This window comes from Paenibacillus sp. DCT19 (assembly GCF_003268635.1).
In the GTDB taxonomy this organism is placed as follows: Bacteria; Bacillota; Bacilli; order Paenibacillales; family Paenibacillaceae; genus Paenibacillus.
In genome coordinates, this window is sequence record NZ_CP029639.1 from 1,054,999 (window position 1) to 1,074,102 (window position 19,104).

Genomic DNA, 19,104 nt, shown 5'->3' on the forward strand with positions numbered 1-19,104 from the left:
CCATACGCGCAACACTTGAACATATGGGTTTTGAAGTCACTTTGGCAGCCGATGGACAAGAAGTCATGAAGAGGCTGGATGAACAGAAATGGAAACTCATTATGCTGGATCTGTATATGCCTGAAATGAATGGGTTCGATACAGCACGAAAAATTCGTCAGATTAGGCAGTATGATCATACGCCGATCCTTGCGCTAACGGCAAATGGGTTAAAAAGCGATTATGAGAAATGTCTTGAAGTGGGAATGAATAGCATCTTACTTAAACCCATCAATGAGCAACAAATCACAGAAAAATTAACAATATGGATCAATCTGAAAGGGTTGAAAGAGATTAGAGGTATGCATGTAGAGCAGGCCATTAACCAGATGGGCGAGAAGCCGCATATCTTACAATATGCGCTTACGAAGTTCAAGGCGGAGTATAGTTTATTTCAGAAAAAGGTGGAGATGCAGCTTCAATACCATCGGCTGGATGATGCGATTCGCAATGTTCATTCACTCAAAGGCGTTGCTGCGAACCTGCATGCCGAAAAGTTATTGAACCATGTTCTTGAACTGGAGACATGTTTAGTTAATCTGTCACCTAGAGCCGATGTGGCTGCACAGCTAGAGCGGGTGCAACAAGAGATTAATATGATCATTGCGTCTTTACCATGGTGAAGCAGCTATAGCGAATAGTTAATATTATGGTGTAAACTTATATCCCACCCCCCAGATCGTGTGAATATATTGGGGGTTTTTTGGGTTGATTTCGATTTTTTTGCGTAATTTGGCAATGTGAACATCGATGGTACGATCATTAATATAAGCATCCAAACCACGAATGGCTTCAATTAAGGCATAGCGACTGTATACTCTGCCTGGATTAAGGACAAAGAGCTTCATAATTTCAAATTCAGAGAATGTAGTTTCAATCTTCCGATGATTGAGCAGAATCGTTCTACGTTCCAAATCAAGAGAGATTCCCGTCTGCTCCTTAGACATGATGGAGTTGTGATGTATAGCCGTTCGTCGTAGCACAGCTTCTATGCGTGCCTTAAGCTCTTGCATACTAAAGGGTTTACATACATAGTCATCGGCTCCATCGGATAAGGAACGAATTCGTTCAGAGATATCAGTTAACGATGAGATGACAATCATAGGTGTAGTTGTATGCTCTCGAATGAGCAGACAAGGGTTCTTACCTCCCAGGTCGGGGAGCATTAAATCAAGAAGAATGATATCAGGCAGCGCTTGAAGCTGTAGAAGACCATCTCTTGCGTTATCGACACGAATTACGTCATATCCTTCCCCTTGGAGATACAGGGATAATGTGTCACCTAACATATTGTCGTCTTCTATTATAAGCACTTTGGTCATGATGTTCCTTTCTAAAATCCACGATGTGGAAGTGGGCTAACTGTCCTAAATGCACCTTAATCTACCTGATAATCTATACTTACGAGGGATGATGTCAAGGATGGGATGGACGCTATCCGAAATGTAGTTTTCATTCTAGTTGATTTTAATATTAATTAGAGCCACGCTGGTGTGAGAGTAGCATCAAGTCTGGTTATAATGAGTCTCCGAGGATTCTCGGATCACGCTCCATGAGATGCATGAGCTTCTGTTCAGTAGCTGTATCCGCTGCAGGTGTATAGATGCTACAGCGTAGATCAGAACTGCCATGAATTTGTAAGGAGGTAAGGTCAAATAACATCTTGCCTGCCTTAGAATGTCTAAACTCAATGAGAACGTCAGGGGCACTGCTGACACTACTCTGTGTCCACAGTGTCCGGAAGTCTGGATATTGATCCATCATCTCGTCCAAAAATAAATTATACCATTCATCCTCTACATACTGACCATAATAGGCGCGGAAAATCGCCAGAAACCCGCTAACAAAATGCTCCCAGTTCACAGCAAGTCTACGGAACTCCTTACGTTCAAATAACAGTCGAATCATATTGCGTTGTTCAAGTGGAATGAGGTCAAAATCAATAAATACATGTCTCGCTGCATCGTTCCATCCAACAATGTAACATCGCCGATCAGAGATGATGCTTGGGCAATGCTCCAGATCACGGAGAATCCGTTGCAATGGTGGACTGATCTGCAGTGGTTCTTCCTCTGCAATATGTGCTGCTGCCTGATGCTCCAATGCTAGCGAAAACAAATATTTGCGTTCATCTGGTGTTAACCTGAGAGCCGTCGAGATATTATCCAACACGGAATGAGATACCTGAATATCCCGTCCCTGTTCCAGCCAGGTGTACCAAGTGGTGCTTACTCCGGCTAGTTGAGCTACTTCTTCCCGCCGTAAACCAGGTGTTCTTCGCCGAGTGCCCATAGGCAGACCGACGGATTCTGGCGATATTTTGGCACGCTGGGTTTTCATAAATGAAGATAGAGCTTGAAGCCTAGCGTCATGATTCACGAGTTCACCCTCCATCTAATCCATTATCCTAGTGGTCATTATACTAGGATAAACAACAACTTGTAATAGGATAACACCCATGACAATATTAAATCGAACTTAATTTTGTATACATGCTGGAGGGAAAGAAGATGGAGCGTGTTGTAATTACAGGAATGGGAATTATCTCTCCTTTGGGGAATGAAGTGGAACCATTTTGGAATAGCCTTGTTGAGGGCAAATCAGGAATTTCACTTATTGATACGTATGACATGACACAATATAAATCTAAAATGGCAGGTGTGGTTCGAGACTTTAATGGGGAGCAGCTATTCGGACGTAAAGAGGCTCGCCGTATGGATCGCTTCACCCAATTTGCCGTTGCAGCAGCAGAACAGGCCTTAACGCAATCGGGTCTGGATCTGGAGAAGCTAGAACGTGAGCGAGTAGGTGTATATGTTGGTTCCGGCATTGGAGGAATCCAGACCTTGGTTGAACAAAGCAACCTGCTTACGGAGCGAGGTTCGGGAAGAGTCAGTCCTACCCTCGTACCGATGATGATCTCGAACATGGCGGCATCGATGATCAGCATGAGATTTGGATGTTGGGGGCCAACGCTCTCGCCAGTGACCGCTTGCTCTATCGGTAATACAGCGATTGGAGAAGCTTTTCGGTTAATTCGACATGGCGGAGCTGACGTCATTTTTGCAGGAGGCACAGAGGCTGCTGTGACTGAGGTTGCATTGGCGAGTTTTGCTAACGCAACGGCATTATCTACGCGTAATGAAGAGGTGAAGGCAGCGAGTCGTCCGTTTGATGCAGGTCGAGATGGCTTCGTGATGGCTGAGGGTGCTGGAATCGTTGTGGTGGAATCACTGTCTCATGCGCTTGCTAGAGGTGCTCATATTCTGGCTGAAATTGTTGGTTATGGCGCGAGTTCAGACGCATACCACATGGTTGCCACCCATCCGGAAGGAAGAGGAGCGTTTTTGGCAATGAGGGCTGCATTGAAGGATGCTAATCTCAACCCCGAGGATGTGGATGTCATCAATGCACATGCAACAAGCACAGAAGCAGGTGATCTTTCCGAGACCCGAGCGATCAAGAAGCTATTCGGCGAAGTAGCTTATCGAATCCCAGTGACTGCGAATAAATCGATGACCGGCCATATGCTCGGTGCGGCTGGTGGTGCGGAAGCGATCTCTCTCATTCAGACGTTGAGACATGGGGTTATTCCACCAACGATTAACCAGGTAGAGCCAGACCTTGAATGTGACTTGGATTATGTTCCTAATGAGGCCAGAGAGGCCGATGTGAAGATCGGGATGTCCAATTCGTTTGGTTTTGGTGGACATAACGCGGTATTAGTGTTTCAAAAGGTTGAGGCTTGAGTTGTTGAGTGTCTTCAACCAACTGACGAGATAACGAAACTACGAGACGAAGTAACATTCGGGCAATTAGAAGTAACATTCAAGTAATTAAATGAAAAAAACAGCGTTGCCACACAAGGCAGTCGCTGTTTTTTGTATGCAAAATTTTCAACCCATGCCATACCGCAATCCATTTTCGGGTGTCATCAGGAGGATATGGAGGGAGCATCTGCTTGTTTCGTAACGGAACCTTTCAACCAGTGAGCACGCCATTTGGATTGCATAACCAGCACTAACAGCATGGATGCCGCAGCGATCAAACTGAGGATGACAAAGCCTGGCGTATACGATTGGTACGAGCTATACAGTTGGCCAAGAATGAGAGGCAGCGCATATCCGCCAAGTCCACCGGCTGCACCAACAATTCCGGTCATGAGTCCAATTTCATTGCCAAACCGTTGAGGAACCAGTTGGAACACCGAACCATTGCCGGCACCAAGACACATCATACCTAGGAATAACATTACGACAACCACAGGAAGTGGAGGGATAAAGGAGACACCTACCAGCATGATACACGCTCCTGTATAGAGGAAGGTTAACATGCGTGTCCCGCCGAGTTTATCTGCCAGATAACCGCCAACAGGTCGGAAGAAGCTGCCTGCAATAACGCAAAAGGTAGTGATATCTGCTGCACGAACAGGTGACAGTCCGTATTGAGTATTGAAAAAGATAGTCAGGTAGTTGCATAATCCAACGAAACCACCAAAGGTTACACAGTAGAATGCGCAGAACACCCAGGCATCTCTTTGCTTCAACAAGCTTCCGTATTGAGATAGTTTCTTCGGTTCAGGGCGATTCGGGCTGTTACGGGCGAAGATGGAAAAGAGGATAAATACAATCACGATTGGGATAATCGCTAGACCAAATACAACTTCCCAACTGCCAAAGTGCGTAGCTAACCGGTTAGCGAACAATGTAGCGAGCACTGTTCCACTATTCCCTGCGCCTGCGATCCCCATCGCAAGTCCTTGATGTTCCTTAGGATACCACTGTCCTGCAAGCGGCAACGCTGCTGCGAATGAAGCGCCTGCTACACCGAGCAGAAGTGCGACTACATATAACTGGCTTAGTGATTCTACCCATAACCAGCCTAATAATAAGGGATAATGGTGACAATCATACCAATCTGAGCCGTTCGTTTCGGGCCAATATAATCGGACATAAATCCGAGTACAAGTCGAAGAATCGAGCCGCCCAGAATAGGGAGTGCCACGAGATTAGCCTTCTCCAGGGGAGTCATTGGATAGTCCAAGGCAATGACAACGGCCAGTGGACCAAGCATACCCCAGATCATAAAGCTGATATCAAAATACAAAAATGCGCCAAAGAGGGTAGGCTTATGCCCGCTTTTCCAAAAACTTTTGCTCTCCATCATCCATCATCGCTCCTCATCCAATTGAAAGTATTTCTTACACGTGGTGTGTAATCCAATAGAAAAAGGCCACAAATCGTCCAATTCATTGAACGATTTGCGGCCTCTTTGCCGACTGGCGTAACACGTCATTGTGTTTCCGCACCCGATAGGATCACAGCACTGTGATTTTGATTCAAATTATAAAAAAGGATTTTGAGTATGTCAACAAAAATTACATGTAATTTAAAATAACCTAATTTTCAATGCTTTATCTTCTTTTTATGTTAATTTTGTTGACACCATTTAAATTTTAACTTAATCTGAATCTAATATGAATTCACACAATGGCGTGTGAAATTCCGGAGGCAACGGTGCCCTTTTCCGAATGATGGAGAAGGGATTTTTCTGTTTTTTTATCAGCGTGTGAACGAGTAGGGGGTAGCTCATGGATAAAAAGAAGCTGGTGGTCATCGGAAATGGTATGGCTGGCGTGAAGTGTATCGAGGAGATCATCGCCATTGCTCCGGATACGTATGACATTGTGATTTATGGTAATGAGCCAAGGCCTAACTATAACCGGATTATGCTGTCCAAAGTTCTGCAAGGTGAGCATACGGTGCAGGATATCATACTTAACGATTGGAGTTGGTATGAACAGCATGGGATCCGGCTTCATACAGGCGAGACGGTTACTAGAATCAACACGCAGACGAAAGATGTAGAGACGGCATCTGGAATGACGGAATCTTATGACATCCTGATCCTAGCAACAGGTTCATCTCCATTCATTCCACCGATTCCAGGTGTAGATAAAGAGAGAGTGATGTCATTTCGAACAGTGGATGACTGTACGCGTATGGCTCAATACTCGAAACAATACGGCAAGGCCGCTGTTATTGGTGGTGGCTTGCTTGGACTAGAGGCTGCTCGAGGGCTTCTGCATCTTGGCATGGATGCGGTTGTTGTTCATAACGCACCGTTTATTATGAACCGTCAATTGGATGCTCAAGCCGCGGATATGTTACAGCGGGAACTGGAGAGTCAAGGAATGAAGTTCCTTCTATCGAAGAATACGCAGAAAATTGTGGGCAGATCGCAGGCTCAAGGTCTGGCTTTTACGGATGGTTCGAGGCTAGACGCGGATGTGGTGATCGTGGCTGTAGGTATTCGCCCTAATGTTGAATTAGCTAGACGGAGTGGAATATATACCAATCGTGCCATTGTTGTTGATGACTTTATGCGTACCAGTGTTCAAGATGTATACGCGGTGGGTGAATGTGCGGAGCATCGGGGGATCAGTTATGGACTTGTGGCTCCATTATTTGAACAAGGGAAGGTTCTAGCTCGTACGTTATGCCAGCAGGAAACAGGAGCGTATGCAGGCTCAATCCCGTATTCACAACTGAAAGTATCCGGTGTGGATGTCTTCTCCGCAGGTGACATTAGCGGTGAAGGCATGCAGACAGCCGTGCAGATGCTGGATGGTGTTCAGGGAACCTATAAGAAGGTGCTTATGCAAGCAGGCAAGGTTCGAGGCGCTATTTTGTTCGGGGATACGACGGAAGGAACGGGATTACTCAGTCTTGTTCAACGGGGGCTGACGTAGCTGAGTTGCGACCACGTGATGGAGAACCTGATCCGGCGGAAAAAGCGGCTGTAGCATTACCTGCACAAGACACGGTATGTGCTTGCAACAATGTTAGCAAATCGGCGATTATGCAGGCAATTCAAGAGCATGGGTTACAGAATGCCGATCAGGTTAAGGAGCGAACGAAAGCATCAGGCTCATGTGGTGGATGTCGTCCGATGGTCGTAGCTCTGGTGAAGCACACACATAATCTCCAGAAGAACGGTAAAGGTGCGAGTACTGCTGTGGATACCCAAGAGGCTCAGGCGGAGCTAGCGGTATGTGGTTGTACAACACTGGGACATGATGGACTCAAGAGCGCGATGGAAGAGATGTACCGTGAGCAATTTTCTTCAGTTGGGTTAATATTGGATACTCAACGTGCAACCGATTGGGAGTCAGAGAAGAATGCATTGCTGCAAAAACTGAGCTGGGAAACAGCATCGGGATGTGAGGTTTGCGAACCAGTACTTCGTTATTATGCACAAGTACTAACACGCGGAGCTACGGGCATGGACTTTAAACCTGAATGGGGTGTTTACGGGGCAGAGCAAGCTCATGGAACTACGGTGTACAGTGATGACATTATGTATGATGCTCTTTCGGGGTCTGATGCGAGTGGACTCTTGACGGATCGACTTCGCCTGGCATGGAGAGGTATGGCGATGCCTGCTCCAGTTAGGATTGCAGTAGCTGCAAGGATGGGGTCACCTCTTAGTCCTGTTGTTCAAGATCTAGGTCTGCAAGCTTCTCCGGCTGGTTGGGAGGTATATGTTGGCGGGCATGCAGAGCATCCGGTAAAGCAAGGTGGGTTGTTGGGGCTTGCGGAATCGGTGGAGGATGCGGTGAGACTGGGCTCGGCGTGTCTCCAGTGGTATCGCCAGACAGCACGGTTTGACGAACCGATGTGGGCGTGGTCGGAGAGGCTAGGATTCATGTCGATTCGAGAGACGCTGCTGGATTATCAGTTGCAGGGCGAGCTGGTGAACAGAAAGAACGCCGAGATGGCGAGTGCATCATATGCTCGGGACGTAGTTTTATCAGATGGAAGGACGGCTGTGCAAGGTCAGAAATGATGTGAACTATCATTTTAGTGGAATGGCGGGATGAGGATGACACCATCTATGAATGCGGAGAAGACAGCTTCAATGCTCCAGGTACAGGAAACGCAGTGTCCCTATTGCAGTGTGCAATGTAAGATGACGGTGCGTGAAGTTGCTAGGTCGGTTACAGGTGAACGTCGAGCGGAATACATCGTCGAAGGGGTTCCGAATAAAGCTTCACAAGGACGGCTGTGCGTCAAAGGCATGAATGCACATCAACACGCACTTAGCAAAGAACGTTTGTTGCATCCACTAATCCGTCGGAACGGTGAGCTTGTAACCAGCTCATGGAGCGAGGTAACCCAGTTCATATCGGAACGGTTCAGCCATCTGCAAGAGAGTTATGGAGCAGACACACTTGGCGTGTATGGTGGGGGCTCTCTTACCAATGAGACGGCTTATTTGCTCGGCAAATTCGCAAGGATTGGTTTAGGAACGAAGTACATCGACTATAACGGACGGTTCTGTATGTCGGCAGCGGCTTCGGCTGGCAGTAAGGTGTTTGGCATGGATCGGGGACTAACGTTTCGTTTATCGGACATTCCGCTCGCACGTTGTATTGTGCTGGCCGGTACCAATATTGCCGAATGTCAGCCTACACTCCTTCCTTACTTTAATGAGGCAAAAGAGAATGGGGCATTTATTATCGTGATTGATCCACGCAAGACTGCAACTGCAGCGATCGCCGACCTCCATTTACAGATTAAACCGGGAATGGATGCGTTGTTGGCAGATATCATGATGAAACTAATTATAGATGCAGGCGATGTAGATCATCATTTTATAGGGGATCGAACTCACGGATTTGAACAGTTACAGCAGGAACTGGCGGAGATGGATATGGAGCAGGCCGCCGCCAAGTGTGGGATTCAACTTGAACAGATTCGTCAGGCTGCACTTGCTTATGGTCAGGCGGATACCGCAATGGTTATGACTGCCCGTGGGGTTGAACAACAGACCGATGGACATATGGCGGTTCGGCATTTTCTTAATCTGGTGCTGGCGACAGGCAATATTGGTAAACCCGGCTGTGGTTATGGCGCAATCACTGGTCAGGGTAACGGTCAGGGGGTCGCGAGCATGGTCAGAAAGCCGATCAATTACCAGGTTATCGTTCAATCGAGAATGAACAAGATCGTGCCTATGTTGCATCCGTGTGGGGCGTAGACCCAGTGAGTTTGCCGGGAAAAGGGGTCTCTGCCTATGAAATGATGGAACTGGTTCATGATCAGAAGATTCGTGGTCTATTCGTCATGGGGTCGAACCCAGTTGTATCCAATCCGAATGTACGCTTGGTGGAAGAAGGTCTGCGTAAGCTGGATTTTCTAGTCGTGGCAGATATGTTTCTCTCCGATACAGCGCGGATGGCTGATGTGGTGCTACCCGTTACGGCGTATTTGGAGAATGAAGGAACCTTAACGAATCTGGAAGGCCGTGTTCTTCTTCGTGAGCAAGGCATACCAGCACCGGGTGAGGCGCTTCATGATTGGGACATCTTATGTCGCATCGCTGTGGAGATGGGCAAGGCTTCGTATTTTCAATTCCAGTCTGCCGAGGAAATCTTCAATGAACTGCGAGAAGCCAGCCGGGGAGGAATTGCTGATTATTATGGAATCACGTATGAACGTCTACGTCACGAAAAAGGAATCTACTGGCCTTGTCCGTCACTGGAGACCACAGGCGAAGGATTAGTATTTGCTGAACGCTTTGCTCACGCGGACGGCAGAGCTTCCTTTACCGCTGAAGCGAGTCCGGGTTGGGATGAAGTATCCCGAGAATTTCCTCTAATTCTTACGAATGGACGTGTGCTTCCGCATTATCTTACCGGCGTACAGACGCATCGAAGCCCGACGCTTGAAGCTCGCGAGCTGGAGAACTTTGTTGAGCTTCATCCGGCTACGGCTGCCCGTCATCGTATTCGGGATGGTGAATGGGTGGAGGTTCAATCCGTGTATGGCAGTTTCTCGGTACGAAGCAGGGTGAAGGAGCATATCCGTGAAGATACGTTGTTTGTACCGATGCACTGGGGCGGCATTCAGAATGTGAACAGAGCTACAAGACCTGAGCTGGATCCGTATTGTCGTATGCCTGGCTTCAAGACGGCTGCCGTAACGATCCGTCCTTTGCGTTTGGTATGATATACACTTTTGTGTAAATGAAGTGGAGGTTTCCTCGTAAAGAGGGGACCTTCTTTATTTTTGCTATGATTGTGAGGTAGTTCATAGGTTTCATATAAAACATGAGAAATGACTCATGTATGTGAAGAAAGATTTGGTTATCATACTAAATAGGGGCACATATGTACGTATTATTTTGCTTTTGATAAAGTAGACTCGTAATCTAGTTCCGTAATTGGCACTCAAGGACAGATCAATGAGATAATGGATATATTTAATAGATAGGAAGGGGGAGGTGGAGTGAATGTATGGGTCACAGTCAAGAGTCTGGGCAAACGAAAGCCTGCTCTCGCCAAACAAGCTACCGAACTTCCGGAAACAACGGGCACGCTGAGACAACTTATTAGCAATATGGTTACGCTGCAAATACAGGCGCTTGAGGATAAGAAAAGCCAAGTAGAATGGCTCGCATACCTCATGCCTGAAGAGATTGAATCCCAGAGAGCCGCGGGGAAAGTGGGCTTTGGGGCGATTAATCATGAAGGTGTTCCTGAATTGCAGCAGGCGATTGAAACGGCCGTGTTAGCACATGAAGATGGTTTATATAAAGTGTTTGTTAATGAAGAAGAAGTACATCAGTTGGATGAACCGTTAACGCTGCGTGAGGGTGATGAACTGGTCTTTATCCGCTTTACCATGCTAGCAGGTCGTTTGTGGTAGGACGTATCTAAAGGAGGAGAATTGCATGAATCAGCAAGAGCAGGAACAGGTATATCTGAATGGGTTACGGGAAAAGGCAGCATCTTTGCCAGAAGAACAGCATGAACTAGCAACTTATGTTGTAGAACTGGCTGGGTTGGGTTATTTGCGTGAAGACGAAAAACTCTATTTAAATATGCGACATACATTACTACAACTGGCGGCAGACACTGGTCGTCCATTGTTCCAGCCTATTCTAGACATACTGGATCATGTGGCAAGTGAGCAACTATATGCACGGTTCCGTTATATTGCGGAGCAAGCACCGAAGTATCCATACAGCAATAACTATGAACGCAGACCGTTCCGTACAGCTGATCCTGTACTGCATATGGGTCAAGTATTACGCAAGCTAGTTGGGCTGTTCCGTATGGAGATTCGCTCATTCTCTCTGACCGAGTATGTGTCACTTCGTGAATACAAGTTCGATTACCAATACGAAATCCGATGGGTGCTCCCCGATTGTATTGCTTATGAGCTGGATCATGATAACGGCGAGATGAAGCAGGCATTACATGACATCATCTATGGAGACAACCAGAACGCACTGTTAAGCGGCGAGATGATCAAAGGCATTGTACTGAGTAACCAGGCCGAAGCGTATCAGATGGTGGGTGAACTACTGGTTGCTGCAAGACTGCAGGAGGGACTGCGGCAGAGTATCGTTGAGCGTATGGATGAAGGTACGATTGAGGCTTATATATACATATTAAAAATTATCATCGACAACAATCTGATCCGGTTCAGCTCGGTGGTGCGTGCACTTGCTGTCTGGACAGGTATTGGTATTGAGGCGGCGAATCAGCGCGTTGCGACCCAACTCATAACGCAGGCTTACGAGGCTCTTGTTGATTCTGAAGTACGCGCAGCATGGCAACTGGAGGATAACGCGAATAAGCTGTTTATTAGTCTCTGGGCTACCGCAGTAATTGAAGAGAATGAACTGGGAGCTAAGGTGATCCAGATCATGGATCAAGGCCAACTATATCAACAAATTGTGGCTCAATATGTGCTTGCGAACAGCCAGAACCGAGAGCTTCGATTGATTCTGGCGCGTCAGTATCTTGGCGGACATGACACGGAACTCATGCACTGGATTGTTCAAAATTACGATGCGATGTACACCTATGATTGGGGTCGTTTTGACGATGGAGACCAACAGCGTAGGGTGCATGTCTGGCCACTTCCTGTATTTTCAGATAAAGCTGTACGGCGACGGGATTTTGACATATTCAAGCAGATGTTAGAATTCATTCCTCAGGCAGGAGCAGGAGGGCCTTCAGGCGTTCTTGATTTTGTTCATTATCGCATTGATGTGGATGATGTTGTGAAGAAAATGCTCTATCTAACAGCGTACGATATGGACTCGGAATGGATTAGTGAAGTGGTTGTGTTAAAAGACAAGCTCAGCCCCGATCTGAGAGGGGAGCTTCTAACTTTATTTTTACAAGATCCGAATCAGGAGGTTCAACGCCAGTTTATTCTCGATAGCTTATCGGATAAAAGTATGACGAACCGTGAAAGTGCGCTAGTGAAGCTGAAGAAGCTTACCTTGACGACAGACGAAATGAAGCAACTGGAGGCTTTGCTCAAATTGAAGACTGGTTCACTACGCCAGAAGGTTATACAGGTGCTGCTGCTTCAACCTGTAGATGAGCTTGAGAGTGCGTTGAAACGGCTTCTGACTGCCAAAGGTGAATTGCAGCGGCTAGGTGCGCTTGAATTGTTGACAGAGATTGCATCCGATCCGGAGCGAACATCACAACAAAACCAATTACAGCCATTAGCAGAGCTAATTACAGCGCCGTCAGCCAAGGAGCAGAAATTGCTGGATAAGCTGAACGAGCAGAATAGTCAGTATACCGCTGCGAATGGATTTGGTTTGTTCGACCCTTCACGGGAGCAGCCTTTGCTTGAGGAGCAGCGTGATTTTGGGAGCTTTAATGTGAAGGAGATGTTCACCCTTTCCTTGGAAAAGGCTGAACAATTCCTTGGTGCGCTTGATGCGTTGGTGCATGAGCATAGAGATGTGGAATATGAAGTGGAGTATTACGCAGGCTACAAAGAAACACTTCTGGTTGGTGCTAACCTGCGCGCGACGGTTCCTTATACACAACGTAATGAAATGCCTTTAATGGAGCAATTCCCGTTACATGAGGTGTGGGGGAATTTCATTCAGCATAACGGACTAGATCACCAGGAATTGCTACAACTCGTTTTCAGCATGCGGTTCCACGATTTGAATAAAAATTTGGACGACCATTACAGCTATTACAGTCAGGCATATGAATATGATGAGCTGCGGAAGATTCCGTTGCTGGAGGGTTGGCGCAAGGAGTTTGCAGAGCAGATCTACCCTTTAGCTTATTTAAAAGAATTGAAGGAACTGTTTAAGAAATTGACGTATTCCGAGCAAGTGGAAGCGATTGTTACAGCTGCTTTTGAGGATAGCAACAAGGCGGATACGTTCGAGATAGCTGAGAAGGCGTGGGCATTCATTATAGCGAGTATGCCGGAGGAACAGCTGGAGAAGGAAACGGGTATGCTCCATATCTTAACTGGTCCATGGAATTATCTCGTACGTGGTAGAATCCATGATGACAATAGCTTCAAGCGTTATTTCCAGACAGCCTATCAATTGAAGCACCTGGTCAAAGATACACATCCGTTAAACTTGTTATCGCTGGAAGACTTCTTACGTGCTTACAAACTTGAGTTAATTGACGATCAGGAGATTTATCAACAGTTGTTGACGGGTGCAGATCGCCATGGCTTTATCCGAGATTTAACGTATAGCCGTACCGAGGGTGTTGCGGATGATCCAGCACTGGTTCATATACGGGATACCGTTGTTAACCGTATTGTAGAGATTGAATTAACGCGGGGTGAGCTATCTACAGAAGTTAGCACACTAGCGATGAAGCTTGATCGAATTGAAGGCATGGAGCACTGGGTGCATCTTGTCTCCGCAATGGATCAGGACACCTTCGTTCGTGGTTATATTTATGGTTACGGGAATAACACAACACGTAAAGAAACATTCAGCTATCTGATTCAGAAATGTCATCCAAGAGCTGGTGAGAATGAGGAACTTCTGCGTGAGCTGCTTGAACGGTATCCAATTAAGGAGAAGAAATTACTTGAGGCAGCGATGTACGCACCGCAGTGGATGGAAATTGTGGCGAAATATCTAGGCTGGGAAGGGCTGCGTAGCGCAGCATGGTACTTCCATGCCCACATTAACGAGAGCTTTACGGCAGAAAAAGAAACGATTGTGGCGCATTATTCTCCAATCTCACCACAAGAGTTCAATGATGGTGCGTTTGATATTGCTTGGTTTGAGGAAGCGTACGCGGCAGTGGGTGAGGAACGTTTCAACCTGTTATATGATTGTGCCAAGTATATATCAGGCGGAGCCAATCATCGCAGATCACAATTGTTCGCAGATGCTGCTCTAGGGAAATTACGCCTTGAGGATATGCGGAAGTCTGTTGAAGATAAGCGTAACAAGGATCATTTGTTGACATACAGTCTGATTCCACTTGCTGAGGAACGGGAGCAAGACCTACGGGAACGGTATGACTTCATTCAGAAGTTTCTAATGCAGAGTAAACAATTTGGAGCACAGCGACGGGCTAGCGAGGGGGCTGCATCCCAGATTGCGTTGGGTAATCTGGCTCGAAATGCAGGCTACGCCGATATCACACGTCTGATCTGGGATATGGAAGCACGCAAGCTGGATGAGATGAAGTCTTATTTTGAGCCCCATGAACTGGATGAGACAACGACAGCACAATTGGTTATTGATGAGGAAGGACAGCCTGATCTCGTCTTGATCAGTAAAGGGAAGACACTCAAGTCTGTACCTGCAAGGTTTAAGAAGGATGGATATATCACTGAATTGAAGGAGTTAAAATCAGACCTGGTGCAGCAGTATCGCAGAGCTAGACAGGAGCTTGAGCGATCCATGACATCAGAGACTGCTTTTACCCGTGAAGAGATTACGAGTCTGTTCCAGAATCCAATTCTTCGACCTTTGGTGAGCAACCTTATATTCAAGAATGGTGAATATGTAGGTCGGTTCGATGCATCGACAGGTGGCCTGATTAGCGTGGATCAGGAAGGTTCTACTCACCCGCTGACAGATCAAGATGAGCTGTTGATTGCACATGCGTTACATCTGTACAACAGTGGTCAATGGAGTACGTTCCAACGTGATCTATTCACCCGTCAGGAGCGGCAGCCATTCAAGCAGGTATTCCGAGAGTTGTATCTGCCTAATGAGGATGAACTGGCGAATGGTACTCTATCCCGGCGCTATGCTGGATATCAGATTCAAACCCAAAAGACTGTGGCTCTGCTCAAAGGACGCCAGTGGACGGTAAGCTATGAAGAAGGTCTACAGAAGGTGAGTTATGAGCATAACCTAATTGCTAATCTGTATGCGATGGCAGACTGGTTCTCCCCGGCTGATACGGAGTCACCTACGCTGGAGACGGTTCAATTCTATGATCGCAAGACGTATAAGCCTGTAGCATTACAAGATGTGCCACCGATCTTCTTCTCTGAGATTATGCGTGATATTGATCTGGTTGTGAGTGTTGCACACGTGGGCGGAGTAGATCCAGAAGCAAGCTTGACAACAATTGAGATGCGTCATGTAATCGTCAATGAATCTCTGCGTTTGCTGAAAATAGACAATGTTCGTTTGGACGGGAATTATGCGCGCATTGATGGTGAGCTGGGAGAGTATGCTGTTCACCTAGGTAGCGGTAATGCGTTCAAACAAGCGACAGGAGCGCTTCACATTGTACCAGTGCATAGTCAGCACCGTGGACGTATCTTCTTGCCTTTCTTGGATGAAGATCCAAGAACTGCGGAGATTCTATCCAAGATTATGCTGCTGGCCGAAGATAAGAAAATCAAGGATCCTCAGATTCTTGCCCAATTGCAGAATTAGAATGATATTATAGATAAAACGAAGAGTGTTACTGTGCTCTCCGTTCTCGTGTAAAATATTTAGTTGCCTCTATATAGACAGACGTAGTATAAAAATCCATAGCCGGAGTACCTGTTAAAGGGGACTTCGGCTACTTCTCTATGTTCTTATTTATGAAGTCTATGTGGTGTATCCGGTTTCAAAATGACTTTGGACCCAGGGTCACCACAACTCCTTCCTGATATTGATAATTAATTGTATAAACTAGGAGGATGCAAGTGGGCCTATAAGACTGTTTTTAAAAGTGAATTTTTTGTACAAAAATTGTTACGGAAATGTAATTAATTCGTTTTCTTATGCTGTTAAATGCATTTGAAATCATGTGATTCATAAGAACTAGTAGTCGTTTATCCAGCCGATTTCCATATTTAAGGGGATGCAATCTCGTCGTGGGTCAGCTATCGTAAGAAAGCGAAATCGCTCGCTGGCTTGTAAGCGATGGTTGCTCAACGTAAGATGCAAGGCTTACCTGAATGCTTGAAGAGCTGGGCACACCCCAGTCTGCATTCCCTTGTATACATGTATTCAAGCGTGTAGACAAGACAAATGATCAAGAGAGAAGGAGAGCGCAACATGAACAGAAGACTCAATCTAATTTTCCTCAAACGATGGTTTATGGTGTTAATCATCGTGGCGGTTGCGGCTATGCCGTTGCACGCCTTCGCCGCAGAATCTGGGGCAGATCGCCCATGGATGAACCCATCCTTGACTGCGGAAGAACGTACCGAACTGCTACTTCAAGCGATGACGCTGGAAGAGAAGGTTGGTTTTGTGACAGGTAAAGTGAATAACTATTATGGTTTCTATAATGATGGTCTGGAGCGTCTGGGTATTCCTGCACTACAGATGGCTGATGGGCCAGAAGGTGTGCGGGTGGCAAACCCGGATGTTCAGGACAAAAAGTCCACGGCATTGCCTGCGCCGATTGCTCTGGCAGCATCTTGGGATACAGATCTAGCTAAGAAATACGGTGATCTGATCGGACAAGAAGCTCATGATACTACACATAATGTAGTGCTTGGCCCTGGACTGGATATTGCACGTACACCGTGGGGATCCCGTAACTTTGAATCACTGGGTGAGGATCCGTTGCTCGCTTCTGGTATGGGAGCAGCGTATGTGAACGGAATTCAGAGCAATCCTGTGATCGCGACAGCGAAACATTACCTTCTGAACAATCAGGAGACGGAGCGCTTTACCACCAATGCAACAGCAAGCGAGCGTGCGATACAAGAGGTGTATGCACGACCGTTCAAGGCTGTGGTAGAACAAGCAGATCTAGGATCAGCCATGTGTTCATTTAACCAGGTGAATGGTACATATGCTTGTGAGAACCAAGAGCTGCTGACGAACATACTGAAGGATCAGATTGGCTTCAAAGGCTTCGTGATGAGTGATTATGGTGCCAACTTCAGTACGGTAGAATCCGCTAATGCTGGACTTGATCTGGAAACACCAGGTGAGCCGTACGGTAAATGGGGAAGTAAGCTGCTGGAGGCCGTGAACAAAGGTGAGGTCAGCGAACAAACCATTGATGAAAAGGTTAGACGTATTCTGCTTCAAATGTTTGATAAAGGGCTGTTCGATAAGCCTGTAACGAATACAAGAATCAATGCGAAGGCAGATGGGGCAAAAGCTCGTCAGTTTGCAGAAGAGAGTATGGTTCTACTGCAAAATAATGATAATATGCTGCCACTCTCCGATAACAAGCTTAACTCCATTGCTGTAATCGGTCCGGATGCAGATACAGCATCTGCAGCTGGAGGCGGAAGTAGTTTGGTTAACCCAACGTATACCGTGAGTCCATTGGAAGGCATTCGCAAACGTGCTGGAAAAGGCGTTGATGTGAAGTATGCAGCGGGAACAGACCCTGTTTCGGCAGGGGATGCATTTAACGGTCCATCTGCGGTACCGTCTGCCATCTTGTCTCCAGCTAATGCTCAGAAGAGTGAGCAGAACTACGGGACAGATCAAGCAGAATTCGGCCTGCATGCAGAATACTGGACGAATAAAGACATGGAAGGTGACCCTGAACTTGTTCGCACAGACAATCAGGTCAACATGAATCTTGGGTTTTACAACTATGAAGGCTTCAATGCACAGTCTTCTAAACTTCCAGTGACACCGACCAAGTTTAACAGCAAAATGTCTGCTCGTTGGACAGGTGCAATTACAGCACCGAAGACGGGTGAATATCAGCTATCTCTAACGAGCTTAGGCTCTGCAAAATTGTATGTGGATGATCAGCTTCTTGTGGATAACCAGGGTGCTACTCTAAGCACAACGAAGAAAGGCATCACTTTGCAAGAAGGAGAGTCCCATAATATTCGCATTGAATATCGCACGGATTTCCCGGTACAGTCGAATCATGATATGGGAGCGCAGGTTCGTTTTGGCTGGGAAGCACCAGATGATGCAGTGGATGCCAAGATGCAAAAAGCTGTTGAACTGGCTAAAAAGTCAGACGTGGCGGTTGTTGTAACACGTACGTATGACAGTGAAGGTTATGTAGACCGTTCCGATCTAGAACTGCCTAACAACCAGGAGCAGTTGATCCGCAAGGTTGCGGCAGCCAATCCGAAGACAATTGTAGTACAGATGAGTGGGCGAGCTGTCGAGATGGATTCTTGGCAAAAAGAAGTGCCATCCATTGTACAAGCTTGGTATGCTGGTCAGGAACAAGGAAATGCTGTTGCTAGGGTATTGTTCGGGGATGTGAATCCTTCAGGTAAGCTACCTGTAACGTTCCCAGCAGATGACCAACAAACGCCAGTATCAACTGCAGCGCAGTTCCCTGGTGTAAATGGAGTAGGAAACTATTCGGAGGGAATCTTTGTAGGGTACAAAGGATATGAAAAGCAGGGACTGACACCCGCATTTGCGTTTGGTCATGGTCTGTCATATACAAGCTTTGATTACCGCAATCTGCATGTGAAGAGCAATGGCAAGGGAGATAACGCAAAGGTAGAAGTGTCTCTCAACCTGCGCAATACAGGCAAACGTTCGGGTGCCGAAGTGGTTCAAGTATATGTAGGCAATCTGCCAACAAAAGTAGAGACACCAGACAAACAGCTTGCTGGTTGGGCTAAGGTAGATCTCAAAGCAGGTAAACAGCAGCGTGTAAACATTAAGCTGGATCGTAGTGCCTTGTCTTATTGGGATGAGAAGTCGAATGAATGGATTATGCCTAAGGGTAAAGTATCTATCTATGTCGGTAGCGCTTCGGATGATGTCCGTCTGACAGGCAGTGTGAATATCGGAAGTCCTTCCGGTAAATAACAGGTAACAGAAATATCAGTCGTGGCCTTAGGGCCG

General features: G+C 46.6%; 9 protein-coding genes and 2 pseudogenes. 8 read left to right on the forward strand and 3 right to left on the reverse strand.

The features are described 5' to 3' along the window. The first annotated feature begins 23 nt into the window (after positions 1-23). Complete coding sequence (locus DMB88_RS04670) at positions 24-662, forward strand: response regulator (RefSeq protein WP_128100399.1); 639 nt, start codon at positions 24-26, stop codon at positions 660-662. A 24-nt stretch (positions 663-686) separates the two neighbouring features. Here the strand turns inward: DMB88_RS04670 and DMB88_RS04675 are convergent, their stop codons facing one another. Both DMB88_RS04675 and DMB88_RS04680 read right to left on the reverse strand, forming a co-directional pair. Next, a complete protein-coding gene (locus DMB88_RS04675) occupies positions 687-1,361 on the reverse strand; it encodes a response regulator transcription factor (protein WP_128100400.1) in 675 nt (224 codons plus the stop codon). A gap of 193 nt (positions 1,362-1,554) precedes the next feature. Next, positions 1,555-2,418: a helix-turn-helix transcriptional regulator gene (locus tag DMB88_RS04680; RefSeq protein ID WP_128100401.1), complete on the reverse strand. Its 864-nt coding sequence runs from the start codon at positions 2,416-2,418 to the stop codon at positions 1,555-1,557. 131 nt (positions 2,419-2,549) lie between these two features. Between DMB88_RS04680 and fabF the strand changes: the two genes are divergently transcribed. Beyond that, positions 2,550-3,788, forward strand: coding sequence for a beta-ketoacyl-ACP synthase II (fabF, locus tag DMB88_RS04685; RefSeq protein ID WP_128100402.1), 1,239 nt, complete (start codon positions 2,550-2,552; stop codon positions 3,786-3,788). 185 nt (positions 3,789-3,973) lie between these two features. Here the strand turns inward: fabF and DMB88_RS04690 are convergent. Continuing rightward, positions 3,974-5,202, reverse strand: a pseudogene (locus DMB88_RS04690) (nitrate/nitrite transporter). A 427-nt stretch (positions 5,203-5,629) separates the two neighbouring features. Here DMB88_RS04690 and DMB88_RS30790 point away from each other — a divergent pair. The 6 genes and pseudogenes from DMB88_RS30790 to DMB88_RS04715 all read left to right on the forward strand — a co-directional run bounded on the left by DMB88_RS30790 (position 5,630) and on the right by DMB88_RS04715 (position 19,068). Further along, positions 5,630-6,790 carry an FAD-dependent oxidoreductase gene (locus tag DMB88_RS30790; protein WP_254438454.1) on the forward strand — a complete coding sequence of 387 codons (1,161 nt, stop codon included), beginning with the start codon at positions 5,630-5,632 and terminating at the stop codon, positions 6,788-6,790. A gap of 5 nt (positions 6,791-6,795) precedes the next feature. Beyond that, entirely contained in the window at positions 6,796-7,887 is a 1,092-nt protein-coding gene (locus DMB88_RS30795; protein WP_254438455.1) for a (2Fe-2S)-binding protein, read from the forward strand. A 36-nt stretch (positions 7,888-7,923) separates the two neighbouring features. Beyond that, a pseudogene (locus DMB88_RS04700) lies at positions 7,924-10,052 on the forward strand (molybdopterin oxidoreductase family protein). A gap of 279 nt (positions 10,053-10,331) precedes the next feature. After that, entirely contained in the window at positions 10,332-10,751 is a 420-nt protein-coding gene (locus DMB88_RS04705; RefSeq protein WP_128100403.1) for a hypothetical protein, read from the forward strand. 25 nt (positions 10,752-10,776) lie between these two features. Next, positions 10,777-15,750, forward strand: coding sequence for a DUF4132 domain-containing protein (locus tag DMB88_RS04710; protein ID WP_128100404.1), 4,974 nt, complete (start codon positions 10,777-10,779; stop codon positions 15,748-15,750). Positions 15,751-16,362: 612 nt separating this feature from the next. Beyond that, entirely contained in the window at positions 16,363-19,068 is a 2,706-nt protein-coding gene (locus DMB88_RS04715) for a beta-glucosidase (protein ID WP_128100405.1), read from the forward strand. The last annotated feature ends 36 nt before the right edge of the window (positions 19,069-19,104 follow it).